General features: G+C 72.9%; 17 protein-coding genes and 1 pseudogene. 5 read left to right on the top strand and 13 right to left on the bottom strand.

Annotated features, from left to right (window positions below):
• Nucleotides 1-22: 22 nt before the first annotated feature.
• On the top strand, nucleotides 23-517 hold the full coding sequence (locus ACIGFK_RS29605; RefSeq protein ID WP_376660659.1) for a peptidylprolyl isomerase: 495 nt from the start codon (nucleotides 23-25) through the stop codon (nucleotides 515-517).
• A 92-nt stretch (nucleotides 518-609) separates the two neighbouring features.
• On the opposite strand, the gene ACIGFK_RS29610 is transcribed toward ACIGFK_RS29605, so the two are convergent.
• The 6 genes from ACIGFK_RS29610 to ACIGFK_RS29635 form a co-directional block, all read right to left on the bottom strand.
• The gene (locus tag ACIGFK_RS29610; RefSeq protein ID WP_376660660.1) at nucleotides 610-1,080 is read right to left on the bottom strand and encodes a hypothetical protein; all 471 of its coding nucleotides are present in this window, start codon (nucleotides 1,078-1,080) and stop codon (nucleotides 610-612) included.
• Between the two features lie 26 nt (nucleotides 1,081-1,106).
• Entirely contained in the window at nucleotides 1,107-2,972 is a 1,866-nt protein-coding gene (locus ACIGFK_RS29615) for an alpha/beta hydrolase (RefSeq protein WP_376660661.1), read from the bottom strand.
• Nucleotides 2,973-2,976: 4 nt separating this feature from the next.
• A complete protein-coding gene (locus ACIGFK_RS29620) occupies nucleotides 2,977-3,336 on the bottom strand; it encodes a hypothetical protein (RefSeq protein ID WP_386470797.1) in 360 nt (119 codons plus the stop codon).
• A 165-nt stretch (nucleotides 3,337-3,501) separates the two neighbouring features.
• Nucleotides 3,502-4,278, bottom strand: a complete 777-nt coding sequence (locus ACIGFK_RS29625; protein WP_400054262.1) for an enoyl-CoA hydratase/isomerase family protein — start codon at nucleotides 4,276-4,278, stop codon at nucleotides 3,502-3,504.
• On the bottom strand, nucleotides 4,275-4,751 hold the full coding sequence (locus tag ACIGFK_RS29630) for a Zn-ribbon domain-containing OB-fold protein (RefSeq protein ID WP_376660664.1): 477 nt from the start codon (nucleotides 4,749-4,751) through the stop codon (nucleotides 4,275-4,277). Before ACIGFK_RS29630 ends, ACIGFK_RS29625 begins: the two co-directional genes overlap by 4 nt.
• 7 nt (nucleotides 4,752-4,758) lie before the next feature.
• On the bottom strand, nucleotides 4,759-5,910 hold the full coding sequence (locus ACIGFK_RS29635) for a lipid-transfer protein (protein ID WP_376660665.1): 1,152 nt from the start codon (nucleotides 5,908-5,910) through the stop codon (nucleotides 4,759-4,761).
• Between the two features lie 105 nt (nucleotides 5,911-6,015).
• On the opposite strand from ACIGFK_RS29635, the gene ACIGFK_RS29640 reads away from it, so the two are divergent.
• Nucleotides 6,016-7,650, top strand: a complete 1,635-nt coding sequence (locus ACIGFK_RS29640; protein ID WP_376660666.1) for a FadD3 family acyl-CoA ligase — start codon at nucleotides 6,016-6,018, stop codon at nucleotides 7,648-7,650.
• Between the two features lies 1 nt (nucleotide 7,651).
• Here ACIGFK_RS29640 and ACIGFK_RS29645 read toward each other — a convergent pair whose 3' ends face one another.
• Entirely contained in the window at nucleotides 7,652-7,807 is a 156-nt protein-coding gene (locus ACIGFK_RS29645) for a hypothetical protein (protein ID WP_376660667.1), read from the bottom strand.
• A gap of 32 nt (nucleotides 7,808-7,839) precedes the next feature.
• A complete protein-coding gene (locus tag ACIGFK_RS29650) occupies nucleotides 7,840-8,619 on the bottom strand; it encodes a class I SAM-dependent methyltransferase (protein ID WP_376660668.1) in 780 nt (259 codons plus the stop codon).
• 125 nt (nucleotides 8,620-8,744) lie between these two features.
• Between ACIGFK_RS29650 and ACIGFK_RS29655 the strand changes: the two genes are divergently transcribed.
• Nucleotides 8,745-8,870 (top strand): hypothetical protein, encoded by a 126-nt coding sequence (locus tag ACIGFK_RS29655; RefSeq protein ID WP_376660669.1) that lies wholly within the window; start codon nucleotides 8,745-8,747, stop codon nucleotides 8,868-8,870.
• Nucleotides 8,871-9,014: 144 nt separating this feature from the next.
• On the opposite strand, the gene ACIGFK_RS29660 is transcribed toward ACIGFK_RS29655, so the two are convergent.
• Entirely contained in the window at nucleotides 9,015-9,194 is a 180-nt protein-coding gene (locus ACIGFK_RS29660; RefSeq protein ID WP_376662378.1) for a hypothetical protein, read from the bottom strand.
• Nucleotides 9,195-9,394: 200 nt separating this feature from the next.
• The gene (locus tag ACIGFK_RS29665) at nucleotides 9,395-12,553 is read right to left on the bottom strand and encodes a BTAD domain-containing putative transcriptional regulator (protein ID WP_400054266.1); all 3,159 of its coding nucleotides are present in this window, start codon (nucleotides 12,551-12,553) and stop codon (nucleotides 9,395-9,397) included.
• 359 nt (nucleotides 12,554-12,912) lie between these two features.
• Between ACIGFK_RS29665 and ACIGFK_RS29670 the strand changes: the two genes are divergently transcribed.
• Nucleotides 12,913-14,133, top strand: coding sequence for an amidohydrolase family protein (locus tag ACIGFK_RS29670; protein WP_376660406.1), 1,221 nt, complete (start codon nucleotides 12,913-12,915; stop codon nucleotides 14,131-14,133).
• A 124-nt stretch (nucleotides 14,134-14,257) separates the two neighbouring features.
• On the opposite strand, the gene ACIGFK_RS29675 is transcribed toward ACIGFK_RS29670, so the two are convergent.
• Nucleotides 14,258-15,487: an MFS transporter gene (locus tag ACIGFK_RS29675; protein WP_386470813.1), complete on the bottom strand. Its 1,230-nt coding sequence runs from the start codon at nucleotides 15,485-15,487 to the stop codon at nucleotides 14,258-14,260.
• Nucleotides 15,488-15,608: 121 nt separating this feature from the next.
• On the opposite strand from ACIGFK_RS29675, the pseudogene ACIGFK_RS29680 reads away from it, so the two are divergent.
• A pseudogene (locus tag ACIGFK_RS29680) lies at nucleotides 15,609-15,698 on the top strand (IS5/IS1182 family transposase); the annotation flags it as partial.
• A 21-nt stretch (nucleotides 15,699-15,719) separates the two neighbouring features.
• Here ACIGFK_RS29680 and ACIGFK_RS29685 read toward each other — a convergent pair.
• Complete coding sequence (locus ACIGFK_RS29685; RefSeq protein WP_400054268.1) at nucleotides 15,720-16,484, bottom strand: maleylpyruvate isomerase family mycothiol-dependent enzyme; 765 nt, start codon at nucleotides 16,482-16,484, stop codon at nucleotides 15,720-15,722.
• A gap of 82 nt (nucleotides 16,485-16,566) precedes the next feature.
• Nucleotides 16,567-17,646 (bottom strand): alpha/beta fold hydrolase, encoded by a 1,080-nt coding sequence (locus ACIGFK_RS29690; protein ID WP_400054270.1) that lies wholly within the window; start codon nucleotides 17,644-17,646, stop codon nucleotides 16,567-16,569.
• Nucleotides 17,647-17,718: the final 72 nt, after the last annotated feature.

Consider the following 17,718-nt stretch of genomic DNA (forward strand, 5'->3'; position numbering starts at 1 on the left):
CGGGAGTGACAGGATGGACCCCATGAGCAACGTTTACTTCGACATCAGCATCGACGGCGCCCCCGCCGGCCGCATCGTCTTCAACCTCTTCGACGAGGTCGTCCCGAAGACGGCTCGCAACTTCCGCGAGCTGGCCACCGGCCAGAACGGCTACGGCTACGCGGGCTCCGGCTTCCACCGCGTCATCCCGCAGTTCATGCTGCAGGGCGGTGACTTCACCAACCACAACGGCACCGGTGGCAAGTCCATCTACGGCGAGAAGTTCGAGGACGAGAACTTCCAGCTGAAGCACGACCGCAAGTACCTCCTGTCGATGGCGAACGCCGGCCGCAACACCAACGGCTCGCAGTTCTTCATCACCACCGTCCTGACCCCGTGGCTGGACGGCAAGCACGTCGTCTTCGGCGAGGTCGTCGAGGGCTCGGAGATCGTGGACCAGATCGAGAAGCTGGGCTCCCCGTCGGGCGCCACCCGCGCCAAGATCGAGATCGCCGCTTCGGGCGTCGTCGAGGCCTGATCCACCCCGGCCTGACCGGCCTGCCGGCCCCTGCCCCCGCACCGGGGGCCGGGGCCGCAGCCGTTTCGGGGGCCTTGCGGCCGCCCGGCCCGTCAGCCCGCCGCGGTGCCGGCCTGCGGCGGCTCCGCCACCGACCAGAACGGGTCGAACTGGTCCGGCTCCGGGACCTCCTCGTGGCGCCGGTCGGGGCCCTGGGGCGGGGTCGTGGGCGGGGCCACTGCGGACGGTTCGGCGGGCGGAGTGGTGACCCGGAAGTGGGGCTGCCCCTTCCAACCGACGACGACGCTCAGCTGGAACCCGTCCGGGGTCGCGAAATAGGCGGCCCGCCCGTCGCGGCTGGTCGTGCGCAGCGCGTAGCCGCGGCCCGTCCAGTGCCGTTCCACCAGGCCGAGGAAGCCGCCGAGCCGTTCCTCCGCGATGATCGTGGTGACGGCCCTGCGCCGGTCGGTGCCGTGCGTCCCCGCCTGGCTGTCGCGGTGGGTCCAGCACACCGGGGGCCGGACGGCGGCGAAGGTGGCGTCGAGGATCGCGTCGGCGCGCTCGGCGGCCTGCTGCATGGTCATCGGCCGGTCCCGCTCGCCGGCGGGCCTCACTGGCGGATCCCCGGCCCGGGCACGAGGACGGAGTGTGCGCCCCGGGGTATCTCGTAGGAGACCTTGCCGGGCTGGTCGGCGACGATCGCTGAGATGCTGTCGACCGATACCTGGTTGGTCTCCGGGTCGAAGTAGCTGCCGTGGGCTTCCGTATTGGGCTTGATCTTGGGGTCGGTCCACTTCCACTCGTCCGGGCCCGCTTCGCTCTGGATGCGGTTCGCCCCGAAGCCCTTGCTCGCCGGGTCCTGGCCGTAGATGAGGCGGTCGTTGGGCTCGTCGCTTCCGAACACCTCGTCCAGGACGCCCCGGATCACCGGGCGGAACGGTCCGCCGGTGGCGATGTCCTGCACCACTTCGCCGGCTTTCCAGCCGACCCCGCTCTTGGACGGCAGGTGGGTGACGATGTCGTTCTCGGCCGCCCCGACCCACACACGCCCCTTGGGTACGCCCAGGTCCTCGGCCCTGTCCACGCCCACGCCCGGGCTGCCCAGCAGGACGATGTCGTCGGCCCCGGGGATGCGGCCGGGCTGCTGCGAGGCGACGCCGACCACCAAAGAGCCGTAGGAGTGGCCGATGACCGTGAGGTGCGGGTCACCGTGCTGGTTGGTGGCCACCAGGCCGTTCATGAAGCCGTTGAGCCCCGGGGCCGCTTTCTGCGCGTAGGACGGAGCGGCGGCTTCCAGCTCGCTCTGCGGAGCGTCGTATCCCAGCCACACGATCGAGGTGCTGGACGGGTCGAGGACCCGGGCTCCGGACGCGACGTCGAAGGCGCCCTTCAGGTCCTTCTTGGCGAAGTCCTCGTCCAGCGCGGTGTTCATGCCGAGGACCGTGGTCGACACGTTCTTCGCGGTGTCGGGGTCCTGCCCGAACGCCACGATCGCCCGCCCGTTGCCCTGGTCACCGATCCCGATCAGGAACATCGGCGGCACGTCACCGGACTTGAGCTTGCGGTCGATCTCCCGGAGCGCGAGCAACTGGGCTTGTGCCTTGCTGTCGCCGGCGGCCTTCGCCTCCACTTTGGCCATCAGGATCGGCAGGTACTCGCGGTTGGCCTGATCTCGTACGGCCGTGGGAATGCCGTCCATGTTCCCGATCACATCCGGGTATGCGGCGAGCAACCGGGTCCTCGCCTCCGCGTCGAGGCCGTTCCACCACTCCAGCCGCTCGGCGGGCGGCTTGTCCAGGGGGATCTGGGACTTCATGGCGTCGTCGGCGGCCTGATGCACGGCCGTCATGTCGCCGCTGACGTCGGCCCAGGTACTGGAGTCGATCTTGAGACCTTGTTCTGCCTTCAGTTTCTCGATGGCTCGCTTGTACTGGTCGTTGATCTCGCCCGCCTCTTTCAGGGCGCTCCAGATGGTGTCGGCGAACGCGCGGGCCCGCTTCTCGTTCGGGTTGTCGCCACTGCCGTAGTCACCCCCGGGGCCGCGGAACGGGTCCTTGAGCTGGCGCCCCCGTACGACTCCGCCCTCGGGCAAGGTGCCGTCGGCGTCCGGCGTGCCCGCGGCCGGATAGCCCACTCCGCCGTCGTCGAGGACGGTGAAGCCGGCCTGCTGGGCGTCCTCCAGGGCGCGGGTCAGCTTGAGCTTGGGGCCTTCGAGCTCTGTGGCCAGTCCGCTGAGCGCGGTCTCGATCAGGGCGCACTCGGTGTACACGTACTGGAAGTTCTCCTTGACCAGGCGCAGCCGGTGGTAGGCGGCCGTGGCCGCCTCGCTCACCTGGGTGTCCTTGAGCGGTTTCATCATCTCGGACTCGATGCGCTGCCGTGCGGCGTGGGCCCGGCCGCTCACCTTCCGCCAGCCGTCGGCCGCCTCGGTGAGCTCGGTCAGTCTGAGGTCGCGCAGGGCGGGCAGGGAAAGCACGCCGTCACCCCTCCGTCGTGAGCCGGTCGCGGACCGCGTTCTGCAGGGTACGGCCTATCTGCCCGTCGATTTCGCCCTGCTGGACGGCGGCCAGCCACAGGGCGTCCACCATGTCGGCGCACTCCTGCCGGATGGTCTTGAGGCGCTCCTCCCATGAGAACCTGACGCTGCTCAGGGCTGTCACGGCGGAGAGGCCGACCGTTCCCGCGGTCAGCCCCTCGTGGGTGGCCGTGAGGTAGGACAGGTCGTCGGTGATGCCCCGCGCCAGGTGTCCGGACGTCCGGGACGCTGTGATCCACGGGCCCCGGGAGACCTCTAAGCTGCCCAGCAGGTTCTGCTCCGGCTCCCTCGGGAGTCCCGTCAACCCCCGCCAACGGTCGGATGCTTGACTGTTCGACGTCACTTCGCCCGCCCTCCCCTGTCGCGCCCGGATGTGCTCGTCGAGTGAGCAGAAGCTAGCGCACCCGTCACGATATGGACACAGGGCGGGGTGCCCCCCGGACGGCGCCGGCCGGCGTGGGTCGCCCGCTCAGCGCAGCCGGAACTCCGTCCCCGGGCGCCGGGTGGCGAAGAGTTCCGCCTGCCGCTGCGGTGCCAGGTTCCCCAGCGCGATCAGCCCCGGTGCCTGGGAGAGGGCCTGCTGGAGGGCGGCCTGCTTCGCCGACCACAGGGCGCGTACGGTGCCCTGCACGGCCTCCGTCGGGAAGCCGGCCAGGGTTTCCGCCGCCCGCAGGGCCGCCGGGAGGAGCTCCCCGGGCTCGGCCAGCTCCGAGACGAGCCCGATCTCGTACGCCCGCTGCGCCGAGAGCCGTTCGGCCGTGCCCATCAGGGACATCCGGGCGGCCTCGCCGAAGGGCATGCGCTGCGCCATGTACACGGCCTCGTAGGCGCTGACCATCCCGTACGTGGTGTGCGGGTCGAAGAAGCTCGCCGAGGAGGACGCGATCAGGAACTCCGACTCGCCCAGCAGGTAGAACGCCCCGCCGCACGCCATGCCGTTGACGGCGGCGACCACCGGCTTCCACAGGTCGCCCGCCTTGGGGCCGATCCCGGCCAGCGGATCGTCGACCGAGTACGGGGAGCCGGGCTGCGGCACCTCGGCGCCCCGGTCGATGCCCGTGCAGAAGGCGGCCGTCCCCGCGCCCGTCAGCACCACCGCCCGCACGTCCCCGTCGAAGCGGAACTCCCGCCACACCTCGGTCAGTTCGGCGGCCGTCTCCAGGTCGACGGCGTTGTGCCGGCGCTCCCGGTCCAGGGTGACGACCGCGACCCCGGTCGTCTTGTCCCGCTCCACCCGCAGCGTCAAGACTTCTCCAGGATCCAGCGCGGCACGGCCATCCCGCCGATGGTCGTGAAGGTCACCTGGACCCGGGCGCCGATGCGCAGCCTGGCCGGGTCCATGGAGTCGAGGGGGGCGTCGGCGGAGGTCACCAGGTTTCCGGCGAGCCGGATCCGGGGGGCATCGGCGAGCTCCACGAGGATCACGTTGTACGGGGCCTGCGCCGCGTACGCGGGCAGCAGCGGCGGGTGCGGCTGGACGTAGGACCAGATCCGGCCGCGGCCGCTCATCAGCCGCCACTCGCTGTCGAAGGACCGGCAGTGCGGGCAGCAGGGCCGGGGCGGGAAGCGGAGCTCTCCGCAGGCCGTGCAGGCCTGGACGCGGAGTTCGCCCCGGGCGGCGTACTCCCAGAAGGGCGCCCCGTCCTCGTCGGGGACGGGGAGCAGCAGGCCCTCCGCCGAGGAGGGCGTGGGGGCGTGCGTGGGTACGGATGCGGTCATGGCCGGCTCAGCTCCTCAGCAGGATCGCGGACGTCGGGACACCTTCGCCCGCCGTCACCAGGCAGGTCGCGGCGTCCGGCACCTGGGCGGTGGAGATGCCGCGCAGCTGCTTGACGCCCTCGTTGATCAGGTTGAAGCCGTGCACGTAGGCCTCGGACAGGCCGCCGCCCCCGGTGTTGATGGGCAGCCGGCCGCCGATCTCCAGGGCCCCGCCCTCGGTGAAGGCGGCGCCCTCGCCGCGCCCGCAGAAGCCGTAGCCCTCCAGGGAGAGCGGGATCAGCGGGGTGAAGGCGTCGTAGATCTGGGCGACGTCCACGTCCTGGGGGCCGAAGTCGGCCTGCTTCCACAGGTGGCGGGCGGCCGTCCAGGCGGGGCCGCTCAGCGGGTCGTCGTTCCAGTAGTTGACCATGCCGTGGTGCTGCGAGGGCAGGCCCTGGGCGGCGGAGTGCACGTAGACGGGCTTCTGGCGGCAGTCCCGGGCGCGTTCGGCGGAGACGATCACGCAGGCGAGGGCTCCGTCGGTCTCCAGGCAGTTGTCGAAGAGGCAGAGCGGGTCGCTGATCATGCGGGAGGTCATGTACATCTCGCGGGTCAGCGGGCGTTCGTACATCATCGCGGCCGGGTTCTCGTTGGCCCGGTTGCGGCAGGCCATGGCCACGTTGAAGAGGTGGTCGCGGGTGGCCCCGTACTCGTGCATGTAGCGGCGGGCCAGCATGCCGATCTCGTCGGCCGGGCGCAGCAGCCCGAACGGGCGGGTCCACTGGCCGGGGGTGGGCAGCTGGACGGCGGTGTTCTTCCAGGGCCGGGGGCCCGAGCCGCGCTTGCGGGAGCGCCAGGCGACGCCGACGGTGGCCTGGCCGGTGGCGATGGCCGCGGCGAGGTGTCCGACGGTGGCGCAGGAACCGCCGCCGCCGTAGCCGATCTTGGAGAAGAAGGTGACGTCGCCGGCGCCGATGGCCTTGGCGACCTCGACCTCGTCGGTCTCCTCCATGGTGTACGAGGAGAAGGCGTCGACCTCGGACGGGTCGATGCCGGCGTCGTCGAGGGCCGCCAGGATGGCCCGGCAGGCCAGTTCCTTCTCGGTCTGCGGCAGTTGTCTGGCGAAGGGCGTCTGGCCGATGCCGACTATCGCCGTAGCGTCCTTGAGCGTTGCCGCCATCGCCACCTCCGTGGGTGAGGGGTGCACCGGTACTGCTGACAGCCGCGAAGGCTACAGCTAATCTGACGGATAGTCAGCTACTGGGTTCGCGGGAGGGTGGCACGGATGGGCGACGACGGGCGCGACGACCGGCTCGAGGACGTGACAGCAGACCTGCGCCGGCGCAGCATCGCCGGGCTCGTCCGGGAGGCAGCCGTACGGTACGCCGACCGCGAGGCCGTCGTCGACGGCCGCGTCAGGATCGACTACGCGCAGCTCGGCGAGCGCGTCGAGCGCGCCGCGGCCGCCTGCATGGCCGCCGGGGTGGAACCGGGCGACCGGGTCGCCGTCTGGGCCCCCAACACCCTGGACTGGATCGTCTCCGCACTCGGGGCCGTCTCGGCCGGAGCGGTACTCGTCCCGCTCAACACCCGTTTCAAGGGCGCGGAAGCGGCGTACGTCCTGCAGCGCAGCCGCGCGAAGCTGCTGTTCGTCACCGGGACCTTCCTCGGCACCTCGTACGTCGCCTCGCTGCGCCGCGCCGCCGCCGAGGGCCCCGGCGGCGGCCCGCTGCCCGGGCTGCCGCACCTCGAGCAGGTCGTCGTCCTCGCCGAGGACGCGCCCGAGTCCTTCCGCACCTGGAAGGACTTCCTCGCCGGCGGGGACGCCGTCCCGGCCGCGGCGGTCCGCGAGCGCGCGGAATCGATTCCCCCCGGCGCGCCCTCCGACATCATCTTCACCTCGGGCACCACCGGCAGCCCCAAGGGCGCCGTCATCACCCACGCCCAGTCCCTGCGCTGCTACGAGGTGTGGAGCGAGCTCGCCGGACTGCGCGAGGGCGACCGCTACCTGATCGTGAACCCCTTCTTCCACACCTTCGGCTACAAGGCGGGGATCATCGCCTGCCTGATGCGCGGGGCCACGATGGTCCCGCAGCCCGTCTTCAACGTGGACACCGTCCTCGCCAACGTCGCCGCCGAGCGGATCTCCGTGCTCCCCGGGCCGCCCACCCTGCACCAGTCGCTCCTCGACCACCCCCAGCGCGACCACCACGACCTCTCGGCCCTGCGCCTGGTCGTCACCGGCGCGGCCGTGGTCCCGCTCCAGCTCGTGGAGCGGCTCCGCAGCGAGCTGCGCATCGCCACCGTCCTGACCGCGTACGGGCTCTCCGAGGCCAGCGGCATCGTCACGATGTGCCGGCAGGGGGATCCGGCGCAGGTCATCGCGGAGACCTCCGGACGGGCCATCCCCGACACCGAGGTGGTGATCGCGGGCCCCGACGGCCGACCGCAGCCGGCCGGCCGGGTCGGCGAGATCCTGGTGCGCGGCCACAACGTCATGCAGGGGTACTTCGAGGACCCCGAGGAGACCGCGAAGACGATCGACGGCGAGGGCTGGCTGCACACCGGCGACGTCGGGTTCAAGGACGCGCACGGCAACCTGCGCATCACCGACCGGATCAAGGACATGTTCATCGTCGGCGGGTTCAACGCCTACCCCGCCGAGATCGAGCAGCTCATCGGCCTGCACCCGGACATCGCCGACGTCGCCGTCGTCGGCATCCCGGACCCCCGGCTCGGCGAGGTCGGCAAGGCGTACGCCGTGCGGCGCCCCGGGTCCACCCTCACCGCCGACGACCTGATCGCCTGGTCCCGGCGGGAGATGGCCAACTACAAGGTGCCGCGCGAGGTGGAGTTCGTCGGCGAACTGCCGCGCAACGCGAGCGGCAAGGTCCTCAAACGCGAACTCCGCACCCGCTGAGTCAGGGGACGAGCCTGCCCAGGTCGATGGCTGCGGGGAACGGCACCGACACCTTCGGCCACTCGCGGTGGATCCCGGTGGCGACGTAGGCCCGTGTGACCGTGTCCAGCTCGGGGCGGGAACATCCATTCGGGGAGCCCGGGGAGCCCGGCGCCATGGTTTCCTCCAGGGGGTCCTGGGCCGGCCTACTCAGCCGGGACCCTCGGTACCGGCGTTCGGCCCGCCCGGCCCCTCCCGGCGCCGGGCCAGGACCAGCCTCCACCGCGGGGCGCCGCCCGGCTGCCGCCCGAAGTGCTCCAGCGGCACGGTCTCCACCGTGAAGCCGGCCGCCCGCAGGTCCTCCCGGACCCCGCTCAGCGGGAAGGTCCGGTAGTACATGACGAAGGGCGGACGCCACACCGCGTTGCGCACCCGCATCGCCGCGTCGAACCCCGCCACCGCCCACCACAGCGGCGAGCTCGGCGGGACCGGCGCGCCGATCGGGAAGGCGAAGACCCCGCCGGGGCGCAGCGACCGGTGCACCCCGGAGAAGAGCGCGGGACGCTCGGCCGGCAGGAAGTGGCCGAAGGCGCCGAAGCTGACGGCCAGGTCGTACGAGTCCCCGAGCGCGGGCGGCAGCGCCCGCGCGTCGGCCCGTACGAAGTCCACGCGCCCGTCCGCGCTCCCGTCCGCGTACGCACGGGAGGCCTCGGCCAGCATGCCCGCGCTGACGTCCACCCCGGTCACCCGCCCCCGGCACAGCCGCCGCAGCATGCCGATCGCGGCGCCCGTGCCGCAGCAGACGTCCAGCCCGGCGCCGAAGGAGCCCTCCCGCTGGGCGAGGGTCTCCTCCACGGCGTCCAGCATCCGGTCCGGGGTGCGGAAGGGGGTGTGGTCGAACTTCGGCGCGAGCAGGTCGTAGCCCCGCTCGACCGAGGTGAGGGCCTGCGCGGCGAGTTCGCGGACGCTCGGCCCGTGGGAGGAGAACACCGTCCCCAGGGTAGTGATCGCGAGCCCCTTGGCGGGGATTCCGGGACCTTCGTCCTTCCCCGCGCCCGGCAAAGACCGACGTACGCCGAAGGGAACATTCCGGGTCAACCATGGGGGAACGAGTGGTGGGAGCGGCACACACCAGCCTGGCCGCCGGAGCCTCGCTGACCGCGCGGGAGGAACCGGAGCGGTTCGCACCGGCACTGCTGGAGGCCGCACGCGGAGGGGAACGGCTCCTCCCGCGGGGCTGATCCCGCCGTCCCCGGACGTGGAAATGCGGCGGCCGCGGTGGCTCCCCCTCCGGGCCACCGCGGCCGCCGTTCCCCCGTTCCCCCGTACCCCTGGGTCCCCGGTACCCCCGTACCCCCGTGGGTCCCCCGTGGTCCGCGCCGTCGTTACGGCAGGGTGCCGGTCGCGTGGTTGTCGAGCGTCACGATCTCCTCGTCGGCCGGAGCCGTCGTGAGCGGTTCGCCGGTGGCGTGGTTGTCGAGCGGCTTGATCTCGATGCCCGTGGCGTGGTTGTCCATCGGCTTGATGTCGCCGTCGCCCGGCAGGATGTTCTCGTTCGTCGTCATCGCGCACTCCTGATGGTGGGTCGGGACCCGTTCGGCGATTCCCCCGCGGACCGCCGAACGGGTTGTCCAGCCGACCCGCGTGCCCCCCGACGCGACGAGTCGATGTACCTACGATGACGCGAGGCGATAAACGAACGATGAACGTCTCATTCAGCGCCTGATCGTGCAGGTCAGGACAGCTCAGGACAGTCCCGGTCGGCTCAGGCCGCGATCTCGGCCGCCAACAGCGCTCGCACCTCGGCCAGTTCGGACGAGCCCAGCTGCGCGAAGACCGCCTCCGCGTCCCGCCAGCACGCCCGCGCCCGGTCCCGCTGCCCCAGCCGCCGCAGTGCCCGTCCGAGCACCATCAGGACGCACGCCCGGCGCCACTCGCCGCCCATCACGCGTAAGGCGACGGCCTGTTCGGCGTGCGCGGCCGCCTGCGTCGCCCGCCCGGCCGACAGGTGCACCTCCGCCAGCCTGAAGTGGGTGATGCCCTCCCACAGCGGCTGGCGGTTGTCGTGGAACAGCGCGAGCGCCTCGTTGAGCTGGGTCAGGGCCTCGGCGTGCCGCCCCGCCTGGGTGAGGGCGATGCCCAGCGCGTAGCGGCCGTTGGCCAGGCGCAGGGTGAGGCCCATCTGGTCGTAGATGGCGATGCCCTGCTGGGCGAGGTCGATGGCGCTGGTGAGCCGGCCGAGCTCCACGTGGATCCGGGAGAGGTTGCACAGGGCGCTGGCCTCGCCGACGTAGTTGGCGTCCGCGCGGAAGTTCGAGATGGCCTCCAGCAGGTAGCGCTCGCCGTCCGCGTGCCGCCCCTGGTAGAGCGCGATGATCCCGCGGTCGTTGGGCGCCCAGCAGCTGGGCAGCGGGTCGCCGGCCTCCCGGGCGAGGGCCGTGGCCTGGCGGGCCTCGTCGTCGGCCTCCGCGAAGCGGCCCGCGACGAGATGGGCGTTGGTGAGGGTGGTGCGGGCCCGGCCCTCGGCGTACGGGTCCTTCGCGGCCCGGGCGGCGTCGCGCAGGGCGATGGCGGCGGACTCGTACTGCCGGGAGTTGGCCCCGGACTCGGCCAGGTCCTTCGCCGCCCACAGCAGGTCGACGGCCCGCCGCAGCACCGGCGTCCCGCCGCCCCGTACGGAGGCCTGCCGTACGCATCCGAGCAGCGGGTCGGCCTCCTGGTAGAGCCAGTCCATGGCGGCGCGGGAGTCGGGGAAGACCAGGCCGGGGTAGTGGGTGTCGGAGAGGTGCGCGGGGAGCCGGTCCCCCGGGCGTTCCAGGGCGTAGACCCCGGAGGCGGTGGCGAGGTAGAAGTCCAGCAGCCGGTCCAGGGCGGCGTCCCGGCTGCTGGGCGGCTGCTCGTCGCGTTCCGCGCACGCACGCGCGTAGAGGCGTACGAGGTCGTGGAAGCGGTAGCGGCCGGCGGCGGCGGATTCCAGCAGGGAGCAGTCGACCAGGGCCTCGAGGAGGTCCTCGGTGTCGTACTCGGGCAGGTCCAGTACGGCGGCCGCCGCCGAGAGGGAGATGTCGGGCCCGTCGGCGAGGCCGAGCAGCCGGAAGGCGCGCTGCTGGGCGGGCTCCAGCTGGCCGTAGCCCAGTTCGAAGGTGGCCTTGACGGCGAGGTCGCCGGCCTGGAGCTCGTCGAGGCGGCGGCGTTCGTCGGCGAGCTTCGCCGCGAGGACGGACACGGTCCAGGTGCGGCGGGCCGCGAGGCGGGAGGCGGCGATGCGGATGGCCAGTGGCAGGAACCCGCAGGCGCCGACCACGTCGAGGGCGGCCTGGCGTTCGGCCCCGACCCGTTCCGCACCCACGATCCGGGTGAACAGCTGGAGGGCCTCCTCGGGGCTCATCACGTCGAGGTCGACGAGATGGGCCCCGGCGAGGCCCGCCATGCGGACCCGGCTGGTGACGAGGGCGGCGCAGCCGGCGGTGCCGGGCAGCAGCGGGCGCACCTGGGCGGCGTCACGGGCGTTGTCGAGCAGGACCAGGATGCGGCGGCCGTCCAGGGTGGAGCGGTAGAGCGCGGCCCGTTCGTCGGCGGTGTCCGGCATGGCGGAGTCGGGGGTGCCGAGGGCGCGCAGGAAGGAGCCGAGGACGGCGACGGGCTCGGCCGGCCGGGGCTCGGTGCCCTGGAGGTCGACGTAGAGCTGGCCGTCGGGGAAGTGCGAGCGGGCGGTGTGGGCGACGTGCACGGCGAGGGTGGTCTTGCCGACGCCGCCGATGCCGGCGAGCGCTGAGACGGCCATGACCTGGTCCTGGGAGCCGCCGGCCAGGATGGCGCCGAGCTCCTCGACGAAGCCGGTGCGGCCGGTGAAGTCGGGCACCGTCGCCGGGAGTTGGGCGGGCCGCACGTGGACGGGCGCGGCGGCCGGCGCCGGGTCCTCGGCGCGGGCCAGGTCGGCGTCGGCGTTCAGGATGCGCTGCTGGAGGGCGGACAGCTCGGGGCGCGGGTCGACGCCGAGCTCGCCGGCGAGGAGGCGGCGGGTGTCGGCGTAGACGGCGAGGGCCTCGGCCTGCCGGCCGCTGCGGTAGAGGGCGAGCATCAGCAGCTCGCGCAGGCGCTCGCGCAGCGGGTGGGCGGCGGTGAGGGCGGTGAGCTCGGAGACGGCCTCCGCGTGGTGGCCCACCTCGAGGTCCAGGTCGAGCCGGGTCTCCAGCAGCTGCAGGCGCCACTCCTCCAGCCGGGTGCGCTCCGTTTCGGCGTGCGGGCCCGGGACTCCGGCGAGGGGTTCGCCGTCCCACAGGTCGAGGGCGCGGGCCAGGAGCGTACGGGCGAGGGCGCGGTCGCCGGCTTCGCGGGCCGCCTCGGCGTCGTCGGCGAGGCTGCGGGCCACGCCGAGGTCGAGGGTGGCGGCGGAGCGCAGGCGGATGGCGTAGCCGCCGGACTCGGAGACGAGCAGCCCGGGGTCGAGGACCTTGCGCAGCCGGGAGGCGTACGTGCGGATGGTGGCGAGGGCCTGCTGCGGCGGGTCTTCGCCCCAGATGGCGTCGATGAGTTCGGGCGCGGTGGCGGTGCGTCCGCCGCGCAGCAGCAGCGCGGCGAGCAGGGCGCGCTGCTGGGGCGTCCCGGAGGGCAGCACGTCGCCGCCCCGCCAGGCGCGGATGGGCCCGAGCACGGAGAACCGGGACTCCCGGGCGGCCGGATCGCCGGCGGCGCCCGGGGTGACGGCGGGCCCGGGGTGCGGCGCGGTGCGGGCCCGCGGCGCGGTGCGGGCCCGCGGCGCGGTGCCGGTGGGGGTGGTGCCCGTCTGCGGCGCGGTGCCGGTCTGCGGCGCGGTGCCGGTCTGCGGCGGTGGGCCTGCGGCCGTGCCTCGGGCGGGGCCGGGGCCCGAGGTGCCGGGGGTGGCCGCCCGGCCGGAGGGCGTGGTGCCCGCGGCCGCCGGCACCGGCCTCGGTGTCCCCGGGGCGGGGGCCGCAGGGCCTGCGAGGGGTGCGGTGGTGCCGGCGGGGACGGCGGCCGACGGAGGGGTTCCCGGTCCGGGCGCGGTGGTGGCCGCAGGGGCCGTCTCGGGAGGGCCTCCCGGACCTGCTTCGGGTGCGGCTGTAGCCGCAGGGGCGCGCCGGGCCGTACCGGGGTGCCGCCGTGGGCTCGGGATGGCCGGTACGCCGTCCATCTGTCCTCCCCCTGCCTTCCGTCGGTGTAAGGGTCAGTCTGCCCTGTCTTGCGCGTACACGTCAGCCCGTCCCGGAGCGATCGGCCCCCAACTAGCTGACGGTTCGTCAGATCAGCGCTACCGTAGGGGCCATGGAGACCTTCCCGAAGATCATCTCGGTGGACGACCACACGGTGGAGCCCCCCCATGTCTGGCGGGACCGGCTCCCGTCCAAGTACAAGGACACCGGCCCCCGCATCGTCCGCGCGCCCCTGAAGGAAATGACCTTCCTCGGCGGCAAGTTCGCCCCCGTCATGGGAGCCAAGGGAGACGACGGCCCGATCGGCGACTGGTGGGTGTACGAGGACCTGCACCGGCCGCTCACCCGCCTCGACACGGCCGTCGGATACGACCGCGACGAGATCAAACTGGAAGTCATCACCTACGAGCAGATGCGCCCGGGATCGTTTTCGGTTCCCGACCGCCTCGCGGACATGGACGTCAACCACGTCCAGTCGGCGCTCTGTTTCCCGACCTTCCCGCGCTTCTGCGGCCAGACCTTCACCGAGGCCAAGGACCGCGAGCTGGGACTGCTCGGCGTCCGCGCGTACAACGACTGGATGGTGGAGGAGTGGTGCGGCCCCGAAGCGCAGGGCCGTCTGATCCCCCTCACCCTGATCCCCCTGTGGGACGCCCGCCTCGCCGCCGCCGAGGTCCGCCGCAACGCCGCCCGCGGCGTGCGCGCCGTCGCCTTCTCCGAGATACCCCCGCACCTCGGCCTCCCGTCCGTCCACACGGACGAGTGGGACCCGTTCCTCGAGGCCTGCGACGAGACCGGCACGGTCATCGCCATGCACATCGGCTCCTCCTCGCGGATGCCGTCGACCTCCGCGGACGCCCCGCCGGCGGTCGGCTCCACCATCACCTTCGCCAACTGCTGCTTCTCGATGGTCGACTGGCTGATGAGCGGCAAGTTCGAGCGCTTCCCGAACCTGAAGATCATGTACGCGGAGGGCCAGATCGGCTGGATCCCGTACATCCTGGAGCGCGCGAACGTGGTCTGGGAGGAGAACCGCGGCTGGGGCGGCGTCGCGGACAAGGTCCACCGGCCGCCGTCGGAACTCTTCGCCGAGCACGTCTTCGGCTGCTTCTTCGACGACGCCTTCGGGCTCAAGAACCTCGACTCCATCGGCGTCGCCAACGTCCTCTACGAGACGGACTACCCCCACTCGGACTCCACCTGGCCGAAGTCCCGCGAGGTCGGCGAGGCGCAGATGGGCCACCTGGCCCCGGACGTAGTGGACCGCATCGTGCGCGGCAACGCGATCGACCTGCTCGGCCTGACCCCGGACGGCCTCTGGGCCGGTTCGTAGACCCCGTCGTATCCCCGCCCGGCCCGTGCCTCCGGCGGGGGAGAACCAGCCCCGCCGGGGTTTGAGACGCGGGGTCCGGGGCGGAGCCCCGATCGGTGAGCCGCACCCGCCCACGTGGCCGGACTCAGCGCCGGGCGGGTGAAACCGGCCCCTCCGGCGTTCGAGCGGCCGGGTGCGGCCGCCGGGCCACGAGCAGCGGCGTCGCCACCGCCAGGCCCGCCACGGCGAGCAGCGGCAGCAGGACCCGTACGTCCATGAACGCCACCAGTCCCGCGCCCAGCGCCAGCGCCACCGCGTTCGGTACGAAGAGCACCGTGTTGGCCGTGGCGGCGGCACGGCCCAGGACGGCGTCCGGGACCTCCCGCTGCACCGCCGTCAGCGCGGCGATCAGCACGCACGGCAGCCCCATGCCGATCGCCGCGCTGCCCGCCAGCACCACCGCGTCGTACGGCACCGCCCTGACCCCGGCGCCCAGTGCGAACAGGCCCGTCCCCGCGGCCGCGAACACCCGCCCCGGCAGCCGCCGCAGCAGCGGTCCCGCGGCGAGCCCGGCCAGTACGGAACCCGCACCCTGCACCGCGTACAGCAGCCCCACGTAGGCCGGAGCGCGCCCCAGCACGCCGTCGGCGACCGCGTAGACGGCGGCGCCGTTCAGCCCGGCCAGGAACATCACCGCCCCGCCCGCCAGGACCAGCGGCCGCAGCACCGGCGAGCCCCACAACTGCCGCGCACCCGCCGCGAACCCGCCCCCGGCCGGGCCGCGTTCCGCAGCCGTCCCTCCTGCCCGTACGCGTACGAAGATCCCCGCCGCCAGCGCGAACGTCACCGCGTCGAGCAGTGCCACCGAGGCCCCGCCGAACCGGGCGAACAGCCCCGCGCCCACCAGCGGCGCCAGCAGCTTCATGCCCTCGCCGGCCGCGAGCCGCAGCCCGCCGAGGTCCCCGAGCAGCCGCGCGTCGACGGCCTGCGCGACCAGGGCCGATTCCGCCGCGTCGTGCAGCGTGCCGCAGATCCCGTACGCCAGCAGCACGGCGAACAGCAGCCACACCCGGTCCGCGGAGTCGAGCAGGAGCAGCAGCGGCAGCAGCGCCGCCATCAGGAGGTTCACCGCGACGAGCAGCGGCCGCCGCGGCAGGCGGTCGGCGAGCGCCCCGAGCGCCGGGCCCGCCAGGACGGGCGCCCACATGGCGAACGCGGTGAGCGCCGCCAGCGAGTCCGAGCCCGTCAGCGACTTGACCCAGACCCCGGCGACCAGCCACATCGCGCTCGTCCCGAACCCGGACACCACCACGCCGGACAGATACAGCCCCGCGTTCCGGTCCCGCAGGACCCGCACCGTTCCCCACTTGCCCATGGGCCCAGCGTGTGTCTAAGGAGGGTGCCGGGGGATCGGGCAATCGCCTTAGAGCGCCCTGTCCTGAAGGCCGGCAAGGAACAGGCCGGCGAGCTGCCCGACCGGGTCGACGTGAACCTGGGCCGCAGCGATCGTCACGCTGCGCATGCTCATCCGCCGCGCGGCCCCGCGCTACCGCTGGGACGGCCGCCCCACCACCCGACGCCTCGAGCGATCCACGTGCCGGTCGGTCTCAGCCCCAGTCCTGCAGCTGCTGGAGCAGGTCGGCGTCGCCCTCGATCCGCAGCGAGCCGGCCGGGATGCGCATGTACATGAGCAGGGCCATCTCGCTCGCCGTGCCGTAGATGGCGGTGGTGGGCTTGCTCTCGGCAGCCTCCGCCGGGGTGAGGCGGGTGAAGCGGGAACCGGCGGCGTCCACCGTCTGGCGCCAGGAGCCGGCCTCGGCTGCGTGGTAGTCCATGGTGGCGGGCTCGCCCGGCCACGGGACCGTGCCGGTGCAGACGGTGGCGAGGAACTCCTCGATGGCGTCGCCCGCCTCGGTCGCCGGCAGCTCCTGCGGGGTACCGGAGGCCAGCTGGGCGTCGTAGGTGTGGATCAGCGACTCCGGGACGCGGCGGCGGGCCACGGCGGCCACCGTGTGCGGCGAGGCCAGCGGCTCCCACCAGGCCCAGCACCCCCGGTCCGGGCCGGCCTCGCGCAGAGCAGCGAGCAGCTGCTCCGTCGAGTCGGCCAGCCAGGTGATGAGCTCCTCGCGCCCCCTGGGCGCCGCCAGCCCGTCCTTGCTCGGCCGCTCGTCGCCCGGCGCGGTGTTCAGCACGATGTGGGCCCAGAAGCGGTCCCCCTCGCTGAGGTGGTTCGCCAGGTCGTACAGCGTCCAGCCCGGGCAGGACGGGACATCGGCGTCGAGGCTGGGGGCTGCGGCGACGGCGGCGCGGAACGCGGCGGACCGCTCGTCAAGCATCCGCAGCAGGGTGGGGAAGTGAAGATGATCAGTCACGCGGACCTTCTATCACCCGGACCGGAACTCCCGCACTCGATTAAGACCGCCCAGCACGCCCACTGCCGGGCGCTCTTGGCCGCTACCGGTTCGCGGGGGCCGTGACCACCGGGCGGACGTGGGTCAGGAGGAGCTCCAGGAACCGCTCCGGGCGCCGGATCCACGCGAAGTGGCTCGCGTCCTCGATCAGTTCGAAGTGCTTGACCGGGGCCTCGACCGCGTCGAAGTACGCCTTGGCGCGCGCCGCCGGGGTGATCACGTCGAGTGCGCCCTGGAAGACGAAGAAGGGGATCTCGAAGCGCGTCCCGTCGGCCCAGTCGTCGAACCCGGACGCCCCTTCCGTGACGGTCTCCGAGAAGGCCTGGCCCTGGAAGTACGCCTTCATCCGGCTGAGGGTGTACAGCGGCGACAGCCACATCGACCCCAGGATCACCTTCTTGACCGTGTCCAGGGTCAGCGGGTCGCTGCCGGCGCACAGCTTGTCGTACGAAGCCCGCTGCGCCGAGGTCCACCGCGCGGAGTCGGAGCCGATCGCCTCGATCGCCGCGGCCTGCTTCGTCTTCCCGGCCGTCCGCAGCCGCTCCAGCGTGGCCCGGTAGGCGGAGGTGTCCCGGCCCGCCTCGTGGACGTTCTGGTCGGTGCCGGCGTACGCGGAGTAGAGCTCGGGGTGGTTGCGGGCCAGCCGCAGCCCGAAGACGGTGCCGAAGGAACTCGGCATGAGCACCACCCGGCCCACCTGCATCCGGTCCAGGACGTACCGGGTGACCTCCAGGGCGTCCTCGTACAGCCGGTCGAAGGTGACCGGCCCGCCCTGGGCCACGGCGCCGCCGCGGGCGAAGGTCAGGCCGGCGCCGCGCATGTCCCAGCGGACGAGGGTGAAGTGCTTCTCCCACTCCCGGGTGCGGGCCCCGTAGGGGGAGCCGGCGGCGCCGGGCCCGCCGTGGATCTCCAGGAGCACGGGGTTGGCGCGGTCCTCGCCGCGGATCGAGATCCACTGCTCGATCCCGCCGATGCGGACGAAGCCCTGCTCGTCGATGCCGGCGGGCGAGTCGATCCGCATGAGCGCGGCGTTCGCCGACCGGCGCACGGCGCGGTGGCCGAACAGCCCGGCGACGGGCACGGCGAGCGCGGCGGTGGTGGCGGCGAGGATGACACCGATCATTACTGTTTCCCCCAGACACTGTTTTGTGTTCGAGGGAGAGAGTACGCGAGATCGTCAGTCTGTAAAGCCCCC

Origin of the sequence: Streptomyces sp. NPDC085524 (assembly GCF_044541755.1) — a bacterium.
Taxonomy (GTDB): domain Bacteria; phylum Actinomycetota; class Actinomycetes; order Streptomycetales; family Streptomycetaceae; genus Streptomyces.